Here is a 16336-nt window from a genome sequence, read left to right as displayed (position 1 = left end):
GCATCTGGGCACACTCCTTCCCCGGTTGATACAGGGATCAACGTGTAGAAATGGTCGAAGAAACGCGGAACCTTCAAGAAGAGGCAGACTGGTGTTCAGCCCGGGGATACCAGATGCCGCTCCGCGCCTGCCCCGCCACCGACCCGGCTTGCCGCGGTGACCACTCGCAACGACATCAGCCAGCCGACGCCGTACGAAAGCGCGCCGGCGATACCGAAAGACCAGACGGCGGTCAGCGGTGATCCGCCAACCGACGCCACGACGGCGACGGTGCCCGCCACGAGAAGGAGACGCCCGGCGTCCCAGGCAAGTTGCAGCCCTTGGCGTTCGAACACGATGAGTGTCTGCGACAGCGGCGACGCCACGAGTTGCGCTGCCATGAAGACGGCCATGGCCTGGGCATAGCCGCCGCTGCTGCGCCATTGCGGACCGAAGACCAGCGAGAACAGCATCGGCGCGGCGACCACGACGGCAAGGGCACTCGGGCCCGCCACCAGGGCCAGCTTCCGGCTCGCCCTCACGAACACGCGCCGGCCGGCCGCCGGCTGCTCCCGCGCGATCCGGGCGATCTCGGCCAGGTAGACCTGCGCGACCGCGGATGCCACCAGAGCGACAGGCATCGCGACCACTCGCTGGGTGAGACCCAACCAGCCCGCCACCGTGCTGCCGTACCAGTAGGCGACGAGTAGGACCGGTAGCTGCGTGCCGAGCACGTTGAGCAGGCCTGACGGTGCCATCAGCAGCGGGAAACGGCGATACCGCCGGGCCACCGCCAGCAGTCGCCGGGGTTCGTGGTCGGCCTTCCCGTCCTGGCCGCGTCGACGCGCGTCCCGCAGCAGAACTGCGGCGGCCACCACCTGGCCGAATCCGAAGCCGAGTATCAGACCGCCGGACCGAAGGCCCGCGACACCGGCAGTGATCTGTGTGAACACCACGCCAAGGGACTGGAACAGGTTGCGCCGGCCGATCGTCGCGTACCGAAAGTGCCGAACGGCGAGTTGGTTGAGCACGAGAACCGCACCCAACGCCGCTGCGGAGGGCGGCACCACCCATAGCCAGGGCGCCAGCTCGGGCTGACCGAACCACCATGCCACCTCGCCACCCGCCACGAGGACCGCAACAGCCCCGACAAAGCCGGTCCCACAGGCAGCGACGAGGCCGAGGGTCACCAGCGCCTGTGCGTCACTCTCCCGCTTCGGCAGCGGAATCGCCATCTCGAACCGCAGCGCCGCCACCGTGCCGAGGGTGACCGCCAACGCGGTGACGACAGCGAGATGACCGAAGTCAGCCGGGCGGTAGATCCGGGCCAGCAGCGGAACGGCCGCCAAGGCGAGTAGTTGGCCTCCCGCAGAGCCGGCCGCGATGCTCAACACTCCCCGTCGGCCGTCCGACAACGTAGGACGCAGTAAAGGTCGCCATCTCACTCGACGCCCCTGGCCGGACCGATCGGTACGGGGAGCCCGGCACCGCGCCACGGATGGACCGACGGAGGTGGTGGCATACCACGCCCGCCAACTCCCGCCCGGCCTGTCCGCGGCCGGCGCCACACCCTGGGCATCGTGGCCCCGGACAGGACGAGCACGCCGAGAGCCAGTGCGGCGAAGAGTGGACGGTCCCCGTTTATGTCGCCGGATGTCGACACCGCCACCGCGTAGAACGCCACCAGGGCGAGAACGAACCCGGCGGCGGGATCACGCCGGGCAGCGCGCCACAGTCCGGTGACCACGGTCAGGACTGCCAGGCCGAACGCACCGGCCACCAGCCAGCCGGCCTCGGCCGGCAACTCCAACCACAGGTTGTGCGGGTACTTGTGGATTTCCATCCCGGCATGGATTCCCCAGTTGCCGTACCCGACTCCGCCGGGGTGCTCGGCGATGATCGGCAGCGTGACCTCCCGCATCGTCGCCCGGGTGCTGTCGAACAGTTCGTCGCTCGGATCCACCACCAGTTCATACATCCGGGTCGGAATCAAGGAGGGCATGGCGGCCACGGCCATCGCCAGGGTTCCCATCAGCGCGAGGGCGCCCCACGCACGACGGCTCTTGCGCATCCGGAGCCCGGCGAGGACGAGGACGAACAGAGCGAGGACGGTCGCCAGCAAGGGCCCTCGGGAGCCGGTAGCGAACAGGCCGAGGAAGAGCAGCACCATCGGGCCGGCGGCCCAGGTGGCCGTGATGCGCTTGCGCAGGCACAGCCAGGTCAGGGCAAGAATTCCGCCACCGATCGCCCGCCCCAGCCAGATCGGATTGGATCCGAAGCCGCTCGCCCGACCGGCCTCCGATTCGCCGGTCATTGCGGCGACAGCGAGCACCAGACCGCACAGCGCGAACAGGGCGGCGAACATCTCGACGTCGCGCCTGCCGCGCAGCAACGCGACTGCCAGCGCCGCTGCCATCGTCAAGGTCACGAGAAGCAGGAGCTTCTGTTGGCCGTACTCCGTCTGCGGGGGTGAGAGGATTCCCGGCGACGCCAGGATGCCGAAGATCAATAAGCTCCAGAAGACCACCACCCTGGCGCGAGAGGACACCCGAAGGATCTCGTGCAGAGCCAGCGGCACCGCCAGGAGCACCGCTACGACCAGAAAGCTTCGGCCCATCAGGCGCGGGAACACGTCGAAGTTGAGCAGCATCACCACCGCTGCGGCCCGCAACACTGCCGAGAGCCGCCCGCCCTCCCGTGCCTTGCTCCGCACTGGTGCGCCGAACGATCCACGGGTAGATCGGCCGAACGCACCAGGCAAACGGGCGTGGTCATACGCCACCATCACACCGGATCCTCTCGGGCAGCGCCTGCTGACCGGTCACACCGCCCGGTCCGAGCGGTAGCGGGCGAGATTGGCGGGATCGAGGAACCACTCGACCGTCGCCTTCAGCCCGTCGTCGATGTCCTTGGTCGGTTGCCAACCAGTCCGCGCCCGCAGGAGACCAGGATCGCCGACCAGGCGTTCCACCTCGGATTCCGGCGGACGCAACCGGGAGTCGCTGACGATCAGCTCCGGCTGGACGCCGAAGATGGCGGAAATTTTCCTGACAAGATCACCAATCGACGTCTCCCGACCAGTCGCTGCCTGGAACACCCCACCCACCACGGCGTCATCGGCAGCGGTACCGACCGCTTGAAAGGCTGCGACGGTGTCGGTCACGTAGAGCAGGTCGCGGGTGGTACCGAGCGCGCCCAGCCGGACCTTTCCCTCGTCCTTCGCCAACTGGCTGATGATGGTGGGAATGACGGCTCGGGTCGACTGCCGTGGACCGTACGTGTTGAACGGTCGAAGCGTCACGACCGGGAGGCCGAAGCTGAGGTGGTAGCTCTCCGCGAGCTTGTCAGCGCCGATCTTCGACGCCGAGTACGGCGACTGCCCGCGCAACCGATGCTCCTCGGTCATCGGCACGGTGGTGGCCGTCCCGTACACCTCGCTCGTGGAGGTCACCACCACACGGCCGACCGAGGCCGTCCGGGCGCTCTCCAGCACGTTGAGTGTGCCGGTGATGTTCGTCTCGACATAAGACTGCGGTGCCAGGTAGGAGTACGGGATACCGCCCAGGGCGGCCAGGTGGTAGACGACGGAGGCGCCGTCGACGAGCCGCTGCACCATCCCCCGGTCGCGGATGTCGCCGGCGACCACGTCGACGCCCGCTCTCTGGTCCTCCCCAAGGGCGTCCAGCCAGCCGTGAGTGCCGGCACCGTTGTAGTGCACGAAGGCACGCACCCGGTGACCCGCGCCGACGAGTGCTTCAACCAGGTGGGATCCGATGAAGCCACCGGCTCCGGTCACCACCACCGGGTCGCCGTACGAGTGCGTGGTCATGGCATTCCTCCTCGTTGCCGGCCGGCCACCCGGTCGGCTCAACTCGTGCCGGCCGTCACCGGCGCACCGGCGGGCAGCAGCATGTCCCGAACGTCAGCGAAGCAACGGTTTGCTTCGTCGTAATCCTCCGGGCGACCGATGTCGAGCCAGTAGCCGTCGCACTCGTAGCTCGCCGGCGGCTCGCCCCGGTCCAGGAGGTCAAGGACCAGTTGGTCGAACCCGAAGGGCCGGCCGACCTGATAGCGGGCGATGGTGCTCCGGGAGAGGCCGTAGACGCCCATGCTCACCCGGTAGTGGAGGACCGGCTTCTCGGCGAACGAGGTGATCTTGTCGCCGGCCAACTCGAGGACGCCAAAGTCGATCTTGACCGTCCGCCGGTAGGTGGCAATCGTCAGTGGCGCCCCCGACCGCTGATGCGTGGTCAGCAGGTCGACGTAGTCGAGATCGGTGAGCACGTCGCCGTTCATCACGAGGAAGTGTTCGGGCAGCCGGTCCCGGATGCCGAAGAGCGGGCCGATCGTGGACAGCGGCCGGTCTTCCTCGACGTAGTCGACCGTCAGCCCGAATCGCGAGCCGTCGCCGACGAACGCCCGTATCAGCGCCCCGAGGTGGTTGATCGCCAGCGTCACGTGGGTGAACCCGCGGGCCGCGAGCTGACGCAACACGATCTCAAGGATCGCGTAGCTGTCCCCGATCGGCACGAGCGGCTTCGGTAGGGTCGACGTGTAGGGACGGAGTCGCACTCCAGCGCCACCCGCCATGATCACGGCATGCATCGACCCTCCGTTCGTCCCCACTCCACCTGCGTCCAACGACGAAAGGGCCGACAGGGTACGGGAAAATCCCATACACCCGAATCATCTGCTTCCGCATCGCGTACCCCCGACGGTCCGCATTCCGGTGTGATGAGCTGTACGGGTGGCGGGCTATGTGTTCGGGCTGGTGCTGCACCCGACCCGGAACGTCTCCGAGGTGGTGGAGACGATCGCGCGGTGGGCGGCCCGGCACAGCAAGACCCTTGCCGTGAGATGCGAGGACCGGCACCGGGTGCCGGCCTCGGTGGAAGCGGTCCCCGTCGGTGACCTCGCCGCTCACTGCGACGCGCTCATCAGCATCGGCGGCGACGGCACCATGCTGGGCGCGCTGCGGATGGCTGTCCGCGATCCGAAGCCGGTGCTCGGGGTGCACCTGGGACGGCTGGGCTTCCTGGTGGAGGTGGAACCGCCCGACCTGCCGCGAGCACTGGAGCGGCTGGTGGCACGCGATTTCACCGTCGAGTCGCACGCCTGCCTGGCCTGCGACGTCTGCGGCGACGACGTGGTGGCGTTCAACGACATCGCCCTGGTCCGGCAGCCCGGGGCGGGCTTCGTCACCGCGACCTTAGCGGTCGACGGTCAGCGCTACGGCTACTACCGGTGCGACGCACTGGTGGTGAGCACGCCCACCGGCTCCACCGCGTACAGCTACGCAGCCGGTGGGCCGTTGATCTCGCCCGCGACCGAGGCGATGGTGGTGACGCCCTCCGCACCGATGGCCGGGATCTCCCGATCGGTGCTGCTCTCCGCGCACGAGAGCGTGCACCTGGAGCTACGCCCGGATTCCGCGCCGGTGGCGGTGGAGATGGACGGGTTGCTGATCCGTCAGGCGGCGACGGAGGGCTCGGTGCACGTCCGATACGTCCGCGACGCCGGCCGCGTCGTCCGCCTCGATCCGCGCCGCTACCAGGAGCGCAACCAGCTCAAGCTGAGCCTGCTCGACCTGCCGTTGCTGCCCGACCAGTTGCGCGAGCTGTTGCCGGAGGGCTTACGGGAGCAACTCGACCGCCGGAAGCTGCCCCCGCCGCGGTGACGGTGGCGCCGCGTCCCCCGGCGTCGCTCTCCGCCCACGGCACGGCAGCGGCGCGGTCCTGGCCAGGAGCCGAGTTCAACGCCCGGCGGAAGCACTCGACCAGCTCGGGGTAGTCGTCCGGCTCGACGTCCTGGTGCACCGGGAAGTTGATGATGTGCCGCGCGAGGCGCGCCGTCGTCGGGTGGTCGCGGAGGTGCTCGATGAGCGTGTGGTAGAGACTGACCATGCCGTAGCCCTCGCGGTTCATCTCGGCGTAGACGTGGTCACGGTTCTCGCGTCCGTCCCCGAGGATCCGCACCGGCAACGTCTGCGGCACGTCGTCCTCGTCCAGCTCGGGCCAGATCAGCTCGAAGGCATCACCGAGTTCCGGCAACGCGCCGAGCAAGCCGGTGAGGGCGCGGAAATTCTGCCGACGTCGCCGGGCGACGCCCAGCGTGTCGTAGTTGAGCAGGTGTCGCGCCAGCTCGGGCGCGGTTTCGCGCTGGCCGGTGAGTCGATCGGGGTTTCGGTAGGTCACCATCCCGCCGCGCGCGCCCGGCATCGGCAGCATCTTGTGCAGGGAGTAGAGCGACACCTCCCCGGTGCGCCCGGCCGGACCACCGAGCGCGTGGGTGAACCAGGCGTGCGCGAGGTCCTCCAGCAGCAGTGCCCCGTGCCGATCGGTCAGGGTACGGATTCGCCCGACCGCACGCTCGGTACGGCCGAAGTAGTGGATGACCACGACCACGTCGTACCGGCGCTCGGCGAGCCGGGCCTCCAGCGACGACAGGTCCACCGCGAGGTCCGGGGTCAGATCGTAGAAGCCGGGGTCGAGACCCAGATCGGTCACCGGGTCGAAGACGCCACTGCCCTCGTGCGCCGACCAGCCGATGAATGACGGCAACAGGATGTCGCGTTGCTCGCCTCGCCACACCTCGGGCTGCGCGAGAAGGTCCCGCATCCCCTCCCGGGCCGCGCCGTAGTACAGGCTCGGAGTGCGGAAGCCGTCGGGGTCGACGGCGGTCTTGGCGATCGTCCTCGTCACGGCAGCTCCAGTCGGGTGCGGATCTCGGTTGTGGACATCCTCAGCGAGCGGTTGGCGGCGCGCAGGGCACCGGTGGCGCTGGGTGGCGGGATGTCACCCGGCGCGATGACCAGCACACGATCGATCTCGGGGAACTCGCGCAGCACGGCGGCGACGACCGCCGGCTGCCGTAGGGTCGCGACGTCGAAGCAGCGCAGCACGCGGGCGCTCGGGCGACCGAACCGTACGTCGGAGTCACCGACGACGGCCGTGAGTTCGCCGAATCCGTAGGTGTCGAACCAGGCACGGGCGGCGTGCAGACCGTCGAGCCGTACGCCGGCGAACGGAGCGGATCGGTCGGGTGCGACGTCCGTGACCCACCATGTGCTCGTGGACTCGGTGGTGAAGCCGAGCCGGTCATACAATGCCCGGGCGGGGGGATTGTCCGCGAAGACGTCGAGCTGCATTCTCCGGACGCCGGGATGGCGAACGAGGTACGCCCGCAGCAGCGCGCGAGCGACGCCCCGGCCACGCGCGGCTCGGACCACGCAGATGTAGGAGAGGTGCGCGAGTCCCGGCTCGACGAGCGTCAGGTCCGCGAAGCCCAGCCGCTCGCCGCCGTCGGTCTCGGCCACCAGGAAACAACGGCCGGGGAAAGATGCCGGATGCGCCAGCACGACCTCCCAGAACCGTCCGACGCCGGGCTGGGCCGAAGTCAGATAGTCATGGAGGTGACGGACGAACGACGCCTGGCTGACCGAGGCCAGCCAGGCGGCGTCGGCGACCACCGCCGGACGGACGTGCACGTCGGGTGGAGCAGCCGTGGCATGTGTGCCGGATACGGGCGACATCGAATCCGACAGAGGCGCAGGACGCGGGACGACCGACATGGCCCACACCATAGGACGCAGACCACTCGCAAGGGTGGATTTCAGGCAGAAACCCGCCCGGTGAACGCCGGCCGCCCGAGCGGTCAGGCGGTGGCGAGCACCCCGTCGACCAGCGACTTGGCCTCCTCCTGGATCCGGGCCAGGTGCTCCGGGCCCTGGAACGACTCGGCGTAGATCTTGTAGACGTCCTCGGTGCCGGACGGGCGGGCGGCGAACCAGCCCGATTCGGTGGTCACCTTGAGCCCGCCGATCGCGGCGCCGTTGCCGGGCGCGGTGGTGAGGATCGCGGTGATCGGCTCACCGGCCAGCTCGGTCGCGGTGACCTGCTCCGGCGACAGCTTGCCCAGGACGGCCTTCTGGGCCCGGTCGGCCGGGGCATCGATCCGGGCGTACGCGGGCGCGCCGAAGCGGTCGGCCAGCTCGGCCCAGTGCTCGCTGGGCGTACGGCCGGTGGTGGCGATGATCTCGGCGGCGAGCAGGCAGAGCAGGATGCCGTCCTTGTCGGTGGTCCAGGTGCCGCCGTCGCGGCGCAGGAAGGACGCGCCGGCGCTCTCCTCGCCGCCGAAGCCGACGGTGCCGTCGAGCAGGCCGGGCACGAACCACTTGAACCCGACCGGCACCTCCAGCAGCGGCCGGCCCAGGTCGGCCGCGACCCGGTCGATCATCGAGGAGGAGACGAGCGTCTTGCCCACCGCCGCGGCCGGGCCCCACTGCTCCCGGGTACGGAACAGGTGGCCGATCGCCACGGCCAGGTAGTGGTTGGGGTTCATCAGGCCGCCGTCGGGCGTGACGATGCCGTGCCGGTCGGCGTCGGCGTCGTTGCCGGTGGAGACCGCGTAGTCGTCCCGGGCGGCGATCAGCGAGGCCATCGCGTTCGGCGAGGAGCAGTCCATCCGGATCTTGCCGTCGCCGTCGAGCGTCATGAACCGCCAGGTCGGGTCCACGAGCGGGTTGATCACGGTGAGGTCGAGGCGGTGCCGTTCGGCGATCTCGCCCCAGTACGCCACGCTCGCCCCGCCCATCGGGTCCGCGCCGATGCGCACCCCGGCGTCGCGGATCGCGTCGATGTCCAGCGCGGCGGGCAGGTCGTCGACGTACCGGGCGAGGAAGTCGTACTCCCCGGTGGTGGCGGCGGCGCGCGCCCGCGCGTACGGGATACGTTTCACCTCCTTGAGCCCGGCGGCGAGGATGGCGTTCGCGCGGTCCTGGATCCACTTGGTGGCGTCGGTGTCGGCGGGCCCGCCGTGGGTGGGGTTGTACTTGAACCCGCCGTCGGACGGCGGGTTGTGCGACGGGGTGATGACGATGCCGTCGGCGAGGCCGCTGGTGCGCCCCCGGTTGTGGGTGAGGATGGCGTGCGAGACGGCGGGCGTCGGGGTGTAGCCGTCGCGGCTGTCGCGCAGCACTGTGACGTCGTTGGCGGCGAGCACCTCCAGCGCGTCGGCCTCGGCGGGCGCGGAGAGCGCGTGGGTGTCCCGGCCGAGGAACAGCGGCCCGGAAAGGCCCTGTTCGCGGCGGTAGTCGCAGAGCGCCTGGGTGACGGCGAGGATGTGGTCGGAGTTGAACGCGTGGCGGAGGCTGGATCCGCGGTGCCCGGAGGTGCCGAAGGAGACCTGCTGCGCCGGGTCGTCCGGGTCCGGGTGCTCGGCGTAGTAGGCGGTGACCAGCCGGGGCACGTCGACCAGGTCGGCGGGCTGTGCGGGCTGGCCGGCACGGGGGTGGGCCACTGCGGGATCCTCCTCGTTGATGCGGTGGGGACTGCTCAGGGCTCGACGCGCTGGCCCTTGCCGATGACGACGATGCCGTTGTCGGAGACGGTGTAGCGCTGGCGGTCCTTCTCCAGGTCGACGCCGATCTCGGCGCCCTCCGGGACGTGGACGTTCTTGTCCAGGATCGCGCGCCGGACGACCGCGTGGCGGCCGATCTGGACACCCTCCATCAGCACTGCCCCGTCGACGTGCGCCCACGAGTGGACCTTCACCTTCGGCGCCACGATCGAGTTCTCCACCAGCGAGCCGGAAATCACCGAGCCGGGCGAGACCATCGAGCTGACCGCGCGGCCGACGCGCTCGCCCCAGGCGTGCACGAACTTGGCCGGCGGGTACGGCGGCTGCTCGGTGTAGATGGGCCACTCGAAGTTGTAGAGGTTGAACACCGGGTGCACGTTGATCAGGTCCATGTGCGCGTCGTAGAACGAGTCGAGCGTTCCCACGTCCCGCCAGTAGCCGCGGTCGCGGTCGGTGCTGCCGGGCACCTCGTTGTCCTTGAAGTCGTAGACGTTCGCCTCGCCGCGCTCGACGAGCATCGGGATGATGCTGCCGCCCATGTCGTGCTTGCTCGTCTTGTCCGCCGCGTCGCGCTCGACCGCCTCGCACAGCGCCCGGGTGGTGAACACGTAGTTGCCCATCGAGGCGTAGATCTCGTCCGGCGCGTCGGGCAGCCCGACCGCGTCGGTGGGCTTCTCCCGGAACGCGCGGATGCGCTTGCCGTCCTCGCCGACCTCGATCACGCCGAACTGGTCGGCCGTCGACAGCGGCTGCCGGATGCCCGCCACCGTCACCCCGGCGCCGGAGGCGATGTGGTCCTCGACCATCTGCCGGGGATCCATCCGGTAGATGTGGTCCGCGCCGAAGACGATCACGTAGTCGGGTTGCTCGTCGTTGATCAGGTTGAAGCTCTGGTAGATCGCGTCGGCCGAGCCGGCGAACCACCACGGGCCGCGGCGCTGCTGCGCGGGCACCGGCGTGACGTAGTTGCCGAGCAGCGTCGACATCCGCCACGTCTTGGTGATGTGGCGGTCCAGGGAGTGCGACTTGTACTGGGTCAGGACGACGATCTTGAGGAAGCCGGCGTTCGCCAGGTTGGACAGGACGAAGTCGACCATGCGGTACATCCCGCCGAAGGGGACGGCGGGCTTCGCCCGGTCGGTCGTCAGGGGCATCAGGCGCTTGCCCTCCCCGCCGGCCAGGACGATCGCGAGCACCTTGGCAGCCATGCTCAGACGCTAACGACCCGGAACCGACTTCACCACTCGGACGCCCACACTTGCCACCGCGTGCGACGTGGCGCTCTGCACTAGGGTGCGGGCATGGCACCGATGCGCGTCGACCTGCTCACCCGCGAGTACCCGCCGGAGGTGTACGGCGGTGCCGGGGTGCACGTGGAATACCTCGCCCGTGAGCTGCGCCGGCTCGCCGACGTGCGGGTGCACTGCTTCGGCGCGCCGCGCGACGAGAAGGGCGTCACCGCGTACGCCGAGCCGGCCGCGCTCGCCGGCGCCAACGCCGCGCTGCGCGTCATGGGCGTCGACCTGGAGATGGCCGCCGGGACGGCCGGCACCGACGTGGTGCACAGCCACACCTGGTACGCCAACCTGGCCGGGCACACCGCAAAGCTGCTGCACGGGGTGCCGCACGTGGTGACCGCGCACAGCCTGGAACCGCTGCGGCCGTGGAAGGCCGAGCAGCTCGGCGGCGGGTACGCGCTCTCCTCCTGGTGCGAGCGGACCGCGTTCGAGGCGGCCGACGCGATCATCGCGGTGAGCGCGGGCATGCGGCGCGACGTGCTCACCGCGTACCCGGCGGTGAACCCCGACCGGGTACGCGTGGTCTACAACGGCATCGACACCGCGCAGTACGCCCCGGACCCGGGCACCGACGTGCTCGACCGGCTCGGCATCGACCCGGGGAGGCCGAGCGTCGTCTACGTCGGGCGGATCACCCGGCAGAAGGGCCTGCCGTACCTGCTGCGGGCGGCCCGGGAACTGCCCGCCGACACCCAGCTGGTGCTGCTCGCCGGCGCGCCGGACACCCCGGAGATCGCGGCCGAGGTGGAGGGCCTCGTGGCGGAGCTGCGGGCCACCCGGTCCGGGGTGATCTGGGTGGCGGCGATGCTGCCCAAGCACGAGGTGATCCAGGTCCTCACCCACGCCACGGTCTTCGCCTGCCCGTCCGTCTACGAGCCGATGGGCATCGTCAACCTGGAGGCGATGGCCTGCGAGACCGCCGTGGTGGCGACCGCCACCGGCGGCATCCCCGAGGTGGTCGCCGACGGCAAGACCGGGCTGCTGGTGCCGATCGAGCAGGCCGGCGACGGCTCCGGCACCCCGCTGGACCCGGAGCGGTTCGTGGCCGACCTGGCCGCGCGCATGAACGAGCTGCTGGCCGACCCGGAGCGGATCGCCGCGTTCGGGGCGGCGGGGCGGCGGCGGGCGGTGGAGCACTTCTCCTGGGACGCGATCGCCCGCCAGACGCTCGACGTCTACCGCTCGGTGGGGGTGTAAGGAGGGGCACCCTGTTAACGCCTCCGGTAGAGGAAGGGCCCCTTATCAACGGGCGCGGCCCACCTCGCCGGGCGCTACGACGTGCGGGCGCCACAAGCCGGGTTAGGGTCGCCCGATGCCCGATGCGATCTTCGCCCATCCGCGTCTCGCGCCGGTCTACGACGCCTTCGACCCCGACCGGGACGACCTGGCCGCCTACCTCGCGCTCGCCGGGGAGCTGGGCGCGCGCACGGTGCTCGACGTGGGCTGCGGGACGGGGTCGCTGGCGGTCCTGCTGGCCCGGCACGGACACGCGGTCGTCGGCGTCGACCCGGCCGAGGCGTCCCTCGACGTCGCGCGGGCCAAGGACGGGGCCGGCGCGGTCCACTGGATCCACGGCGACGCCGCGGCGCTGCCCGCGCTCGACGCCGACCTGGCCACGATGACCGGGAACGTGGCGCAGGTCTTCCTGACCGACGCCGACTGGGGACGGACGCTCCGGAGCATCCATGCCGCGCTCCGGCCGGAGGGGCATCTCGTCTTCGAGACCCGGCGTCCCGACCATCGCGCCTGGGAGGAGTGGGCGACGGACACCGGCCCGGTCATCCGATCCGCCCCGGGCGTCGGGCGGGTGGAACGGCGTTTTCGGGTAACCGCGATCGACCTGCCGTTCGTGTCCTTCCGCTTCACCTACCGCTTCCTGTCCGACGGGGCGGTGGTCACGTCGGACTCGACGCTGCGGTTCCGCGACCGCGACGAGGTCGAGTCGAGCCTGACCGCCGCCGGATACCGGGTGCTCGACGTGCGGCAGGCGCCTGATCGCCCCGATCGGGAGTTCGTGTTCGTCGCGCAGCGGACGAGCTAGAGGCGGAGCGCGGGTCACGTCGCAGGGCGGTCACCGATTATTGACGCTTCCCGCCAAAAATGCTTCACTTGCCGCATGGCCTCGGACAACCCGCCCGCGCGGCGCCGACGCGGCCGGCCCACGGTGCTCGATCCCGAAGCGGTCGGCACCGCGGCCCTGCGGCTCTGGTCGGAGCGCGGCTACGGCGCCACCGGCTGGGACGACCTCTCCGCGGCCACCGGGATCAGCGCCCGCACCCTGATGCGGCACTTCCCGTCCAAGGCCGCCCTCGCCTGGGTGGGGGTGCCCGCCGCCACGCGGCGGCTGACCGAGACGTTCCGCGCGCTGCCCCTCGACGTCCCGCTGTCCGACGCGCTGCGCGCCGCAGTGGTCGCCTCCGTCTCCGACGACGCGCTCGTGCTCAGCGCGGGCGGGTACTGGATGCGGGTCGTCGCCGAGGAACCCGAACTGGCGGAAGCCTCCGCCCGCGCCTACGCGCCCTGGACCGAGGCCCTCGCCCGGGAGATCGCCCGGCGTCGACCGGGAGCGCCAAGGGCGATCTGCCACGCCGTCGCCGCCGCGTACCGCGAGGCGGCCCAGGCCGCGCTGTACGACTGGGCCCGCGGCGGCCCCGACGGCTCGCCCTCCCACGCCGTCGACGCCCTGCTGCGTCTGCTGGACATCCGCATCACCACACCCGAGGAAGCCCCGTGACCACCACGCGCCCGATCCCCGACCCGCTCGCCCCCGCCACCCTCGGTCCGGTTCGCCTGCGCAACCGGGTCATCAAGTCCGCCACCTTCGAGGGGGCGACCCCGGACGCCCTGGTCACCGACCGCCTGATCGACTACCACACCGCTGTGGGCCGCGGCGGCGTCGGCATGACGACTGTCGCCTACCTCGCCGTCGCGCCCGAGGGACGCACCGAACGGGGCCAGGTCTACTGGCGGCCCGAGGCGCTGCCCGGGCTGCGGCGACTGACCGAGGCGGTGCACGCCACCGGCGCCAAGGTCAGCGCCCAGATCGGGCACGCCGGGCCGGTGGCGAACTCCCGCTCGAACGGGCTGCCCTCGCTCGCCGCGTCGGCGCGGTTCAACCCCCTGGCGATGGGCTTCGACCGCGCCGCGACGCACGACGACATCCGCCGCGTCGTGGCCGCGCACGGCAGCGCCGCCGCGGCGGCCCGCGAGGTGGGCTTCGACGCCGTCGAGGTGCACCTGGGCCACACCTACCTCGCCGGATCGTTCCTGTCGCCGAAGCTCAACCGGCGCCGGGACGAGTTCGGCGGTGCGCTGGCCAACCGCGCCGAGTTCCCGCGCCGGATCCTGGCCGCCGTCAAGGAAGCAGTCGGCGACGACGTGGCCGTCATCGCCAAGATGAACATGAGCGACGGCGTACGCGGCGGTTTCGACCTCGACGAGTCGATCCCGTTCGCCCGGACGCTGGAGGCCGACGGGCACCTGGACGCCCTGGAACTCACCGGCGGGTCCTCGCTGCTCAACCCGATGTTCCTGTTCCGGGGCGACATCCCGCTCGCGGCGATGGCCGCGCCCCAGCCGCCGCTGCTGCGGCTCGGCATGAAGATGTTCGGCCGGTTCCTGTTCCACGACTACCCCTACCAGCCGCTCTACTTCCGCGACCTCGCGCTCCAGTTCCGCCGTGAGCTGTCCATGCCGCTGATCCTGCTCGGCGGCATCACCGACCTCGACGGGATGCGCACGGCCATGAGCGACGGCTTCGAGTACGTCGCGATGGCCCGCGCCCTGCTCCGGGAGCCGGATCTGATCAGCAAGATCAGCCGCGACGCCACCACCCGGTCGCGCTGCACCCACTGCAACCTCTGCGCCGCCAGCATCTTCACCGGCACCCACTGTCCCCTGGACGCCGAGGGGACGGCGGCGCTCGTCGCCGCCGGCACCCGGCCCGTCGTCGCCCCGTAGCAAGGAGTCCCCCGATGTCCGTACCCCGGCAGCCCCAGCCGGCCTCGGTCGACCTCGTCGTGATCGGCTCCGGCACCGGCCTCGCCGCCGCGCTCAGCGCCCACGAGGCAGGCCTCTCCGTCGTGGTCGTGGAGAAGTCGCGCTGGGTCGGCGGCTCCACAGCCCGCTCCGGCGGCGCCTTCTGGATCCCCGCCAACCCCGTCCTGGCCGCCGAGGGCTCCGGGGACACGCCCGAGCGCGGCGCGGCGTACCTGGAGGCAGTCGTGGACGGCTCCGCGCCCGACCAGCGCTGGCGCAGCTTCCTCGAGCACGGCACCGCCACGATCGAGATGCTCACGCGGACCACCCCGATGCGGTTCCTCTGGGCTCGCGGCTACTCCGACTACCACCCGGAGCTGCCCGGCGGCACCGCTGAGGGCCGGAGCTGCGAGTGCCGCCCGCTCGACCTGAAGGTCCTCGGCGCCGACCGCGCGCGGCTGCGTCCCGCCGTCCTCTCCGCGCCAGTGCCCATGCCGGTCACCGGCGCGGACTACAAGTGGCTCAACCTGATGGCGAGGACCCCGGTCCGCGCGCTGCCCCGCATCGTGACCCGCCTCGCCCAGGGTCTCGGCGGCCTCGCGCTCGGGCGCGAGTACGCCGCCGGCGGCCAGGCCATCGCCGCCGGCCTGTTCGCCGGCGTCCGCCGCGCCGGCATCCCGGTGTGGACCGGGACGGCGCTGGAGCGGCTCCTGGTCGACGGGGACCGGGTCGTCGGGGCCGAGCTGCGCCACGGGGAGACGACGTTCACCGTACGGGCCGAGCGAGGTGTCGTGCTCGCCACCGGCGGCTTCGACCACGACCTGCCGCTGCGGCACGTCCACCACCACCGCGACCTGGGCGACTGGAGCCTCGGCGCGGACAGCAACACCGGCGACGGGATCCGCGCCGCCCAGGCGGCGGGCGCCGGCACCGACCTGATGGAGCAGGCGTGGTGGTTCCCCGCCGTCGCGCCGGTCGGCGACGCCGCGCCGTCGGTGCTCCTCGCCGAGCGTTCCCTGCCCGGGTCGCTCATGGTGGACGGCACGGGCCGCCGGTTCGTCAACGAGTCCTGCGACTACATGACGTTCGGGCAGCGGGTGCTCGGCCTCGCCCACGAGGTCGGAGCACTGCCGGCCATGTGGCTGGTCTTCGACCAGCGGTACCGCAACAGCTACGTCTTCGCCGGCACGCACTTCCCCCGCGCCCCGCTGCCGAAGTCCTGGTACGCGGCGGGCATCGCGCACCGCGCGGGCACCCCGGGTGACCTCGCCCGGTCGATGGGCGTGGACGCCGACGCGCTGAGCGCCACGCTGGCGCGGTTCAACCAGCTCGCCGCCGCGGGCGTCGACTACGACTTCGCGCGTGGCGCCAGCGCGTACGACCGCTACTACGGCGACCCGACGGTGACGCCCAACCCGAACCTGCGGCCCCTGGCCGGCAACCTGTACGCCGTCCGGGTCGTCCTGTCCGACCTCGGGACCTGCGGCGGGGTCCGGGCCGACGGCCTCGGCCGGGCGCTGTCCGACGCGGGGACACCGATCCCCGGGCTGTACGCGATCGGCAACGCCGCCGCCAACGCCTTCGGCCGCACCTACCCGGGGGCCGGGGCGACCATCGGCCAGGGCTTGGTCTACGGCTACATCGTCGGGCGGCACGCGGCGGGCAAGCTCCCCGCCGCCGACCGGGCCGAGGGCCGCCGGACGGCGGAATAGGCACGGTTTTGT

General features: G+C 71.2%; 14 protein-coding genes. 6 read left to right on the top strand and 8 right to left on the bottom strand.

Annotated features, from left to right (window positions below):
• Positions 1–95: 95 nt before the first annotated feature.
• The 4 genes from O7546_RS08450 to O7546_RS08435 are packed head-to-tail and all read right to left on the bottom strand — an operon-like array spanning position 96 to position 4584.
• Positions 96–1370, bottom strand: coding sequence for an oligosaccharide flippase family protein (locus O7546_RS08450; RefSeq protein WP_194800921.1), 1275 nt, complete (start codon positions 1368–1370; stop codon positions 96–98).
• Between the two features lie 50 nt (positions 1371–1420).
• Positions 1421–2764, bottom strand: a complete 1344-nt coding sequence (locus O7546_RS08445; RefSeq protein WP_194800920.1) for an O-antigen ligase family protein — start codon at positions 2762–2764, stop codon at positions 1421–1423.
• 36 nt (positions 2765–2800) lie between these two features.
• The gene (locus O7546_RS08440; RefSeq protein WP_194800919.1) at positions 2801–3808 is read right to left on the bottom strand and encodes an SDR family NAD(P)-dependent oxidoreductase; all 1008 of its coding nucleotides are present in this window, start codon (positions 3806–3808) and stop codon (positions 2801–2803) included.
• Between the two features lie 38 nt (positions 3809–3846).
• Positions 3847–4584, bottom strand: a complete 738-nt coding sequence (locus O7546_RS08435; RefSeq protein WP_194800918.1) for a sugar phosphate nucleotidyltransferase — start codon at positions 4582–4584, stop codon at positions 3847–3849.
• A gap of 142 nt (positions 4585–4726) precedes the next feature.
• Here O7546_RS08435 and O7546_RS08430 point away from each other — a divergent pair, with 142 nt between their 5' ends.
• Complete coding sequence (locus O7546_RS08430; RefSeq protein ID WP_194800917.1) at positions 4727–5656, top strand: NAD(+)/NADH kinase; 930 nt, start codon at positions 4727–4729, stop codon at positions 5654–5656.
• On the opposite strand, the gene O7546_RS08425 is transcribed toward O7546_RS08430, so the two are convergent.
• The 4 genes from O7546_RS08425 to glgC all read right to left on the bottom strand — a co-directional run bounded on the left by O7546_RS08425 (position 5547) and on the right by glgC (position 10544).
• Complete coding sequence (locus O7546_RS08425; protein WP_194800916.1) at positions 5547–6680, bottom strand: DegT/DnrJ/EryC1/StrS family aminotransferase; 1134 nt, start codon at positions 6678–6680, stop codon at positions 5547–5549. The genes O7546_RS08430 and O7546_RS08425 overlap by 110 nt on opposite strands.
• Positions 6677–7465 (bottom strand): GNAT family N-acetyltransferase, encoded by a 789-nt coding sequence (locus O7546_RS08420; RefSeq protein ID WP_194800915.1) that lies wholly within the window; start codon positions 7463–7465, stop codon positions 6677–6679. The genes O7546_RS08425 and O7546_RS08420 overlap by 4 nt, the downstream gene beginning before the upstream one ends.
• 167 nt (positions 7466–7632) lie before the next feature.
• Entirely contained in the window at positions 7633–9276 is a 1644-nt protein-coding gene (gene pgm / locus O7546_RS08415) for a phosphoglucomutase (alpha-D-glucose-1,6-bisphosphate-dependent) (RefSeq protein WP_281600699.1), read from the bottom strand.
• A 35-nt stretch (positions 9277–9311) separates the two neighbouring features.
• Complete coding sequence (gene glgC, locus O7546_RS08410) at positions 9312–10544, bottom strand: glucose-1-phosphate adenylyltransferase (RefSeq protein WP_194800913.1); 1233 nt, start codon at positions 10542–10544, stop codon at positions 9312–9314.
• A gap of 93 nt (positions 10545–10637) precedes the next feature.
• On the opposite strand from glgC, the gene glgA reads away from it, so the two are divergent.
• From glgA to O7546_RS08385, 5 genes are all read left to right on the top strand, one after another.
• Positions 10638–11831, top strand: coding sequence for a glycogen synthase (glgA, locus tag O7546_RS08405; protein ID WP_228532074.1), 1194 nt, complete (start codon positions 10638–10640; stop codon positions 11829–11831).
• 115 nt (positions 11832–11946) lie between these two features.
• Positions 11947–12675 (top strand): class I SAM-dependent methyltransferase, encoded by a 729-nt coding sequence (locus O7546_RS08400; protein ID WP_194800912.1) that lies wholly within the window; start codon positions 11947–11949, stop codon positions 12673–12675.
• Positions 12676–12750: 75 nt separating this feature from the next.
• Complete coding sequence (locus O7546_RS08395; RefSeq protein WP_194800911.1) at positions 12751–13368, top strand: TetR/AcrR family transcriptional regulator; 618 nt, start codon at positions 12751–12753, stop codon at positions 13366–13368.
• Positions 13365–14594: an NADH:flavin oxidoreductase gene (locus O7546_RS08390; RefSeq protein ID WP_194800910.1), complete on the top strand. Its 1230-nt coding sequence runs from the start codon at positions 13365–13367 to the stop codon at positions 14592–14594. Before O7546_RS08395 ends, O7546_RS08390 begins: the two co-directional genes overlap by 4 nt.
• A gap of 14 nt (positions 14595–14608) precedes the next feature.
• Positions 14609–16324, top strand: a complete 1716-nt coding sequence (locus tag O7546_RS08385; protein WP_281600698.1) for a 3-ketosteroid-delta-1-dehydrogenase — start codon at positions 14609–14611, stop codon at positions 16322–16324.
• Positions 16325–16336 lie beyond the last annotated feature (12 nt).

This window comes from Micromonospora sp. WMMA1976 (assembly GCF_027497335.1).
GTDB classification, from domain to species: Bacteria; Actinomycetota; Actinomycetes; order Mycobacteriales; family Micromonosporaceae; genus Micromonospora; species Micromonospora aurantiaca.
The sequence above is the reverse complement of the archived record's forward strand: the minus strand, read 5'-3'. Positions and strand labels throughout refer to the sequence as shown.

What these genes read in the sequence shown, in the direction of transcription:
- O7546_RS08385 (WP_281600698.1), top strand. Translation starts at nt 14,609, where the DNA reads ATGTCCGTACCCCGGCAGCCCCAGCCGGCCTCGGTCGACCTCGTCGTG.
- O7546_RS08400 (WP_194800912.1), top strand. Translation starts at nt 11,947, where the DNA reads ATGCCCGATGCGATCTTCGCCCATCCGCGTCTCGCGCCGGTCTACGAC.
- O7546_RS08445 (WP_194800920.1), bottom strand. Translation starts at nt 2,764, where the DNA reads ATGGTGGCGTATGACCACGCCCGTTTGCCTGGTGCGTTCGGCCGATCT.
- O7546_RS08395 (WP_194800911.1), top strand. Translation starts at nt 12,751, where the DNA reads ATGGCCTCGGACAACCCGCCCGCGCGGCGCCGACGCGGCCGGCCCACG.
- glgC (WP_194800913.1), bottom strand. Translation starts at nt 10,544, where the DNA reads ATGGCTGCCAAGGTGCTCGCGATCGTCCTGGCCGGCGGGGAGGGCAAG.
- O7546_RS08440 (WP_194800919.1), bottom strand. Translation starts at nt 3,808, where the DNA reads ATGACCACGCACTCGTACGGCGACCCGGTGGTGGTGACCGGAGCCGGT.
- O7546_RS08435 (WP_194800918.1), bottom strand. Translation starts at nt 4,584, where the DNA reads ATGCATGCCGTGATCATGGCGGGTGGCGCTGGAGTGCGACTCCGTCCC.
- glgA (WP_228532074.1), top strand. Translation starts at nt 10,638, where the DNA reads ATGGCACCGATGCGCGTCGACCTGCTCACCCGCGAGTACCCGCCGGAG.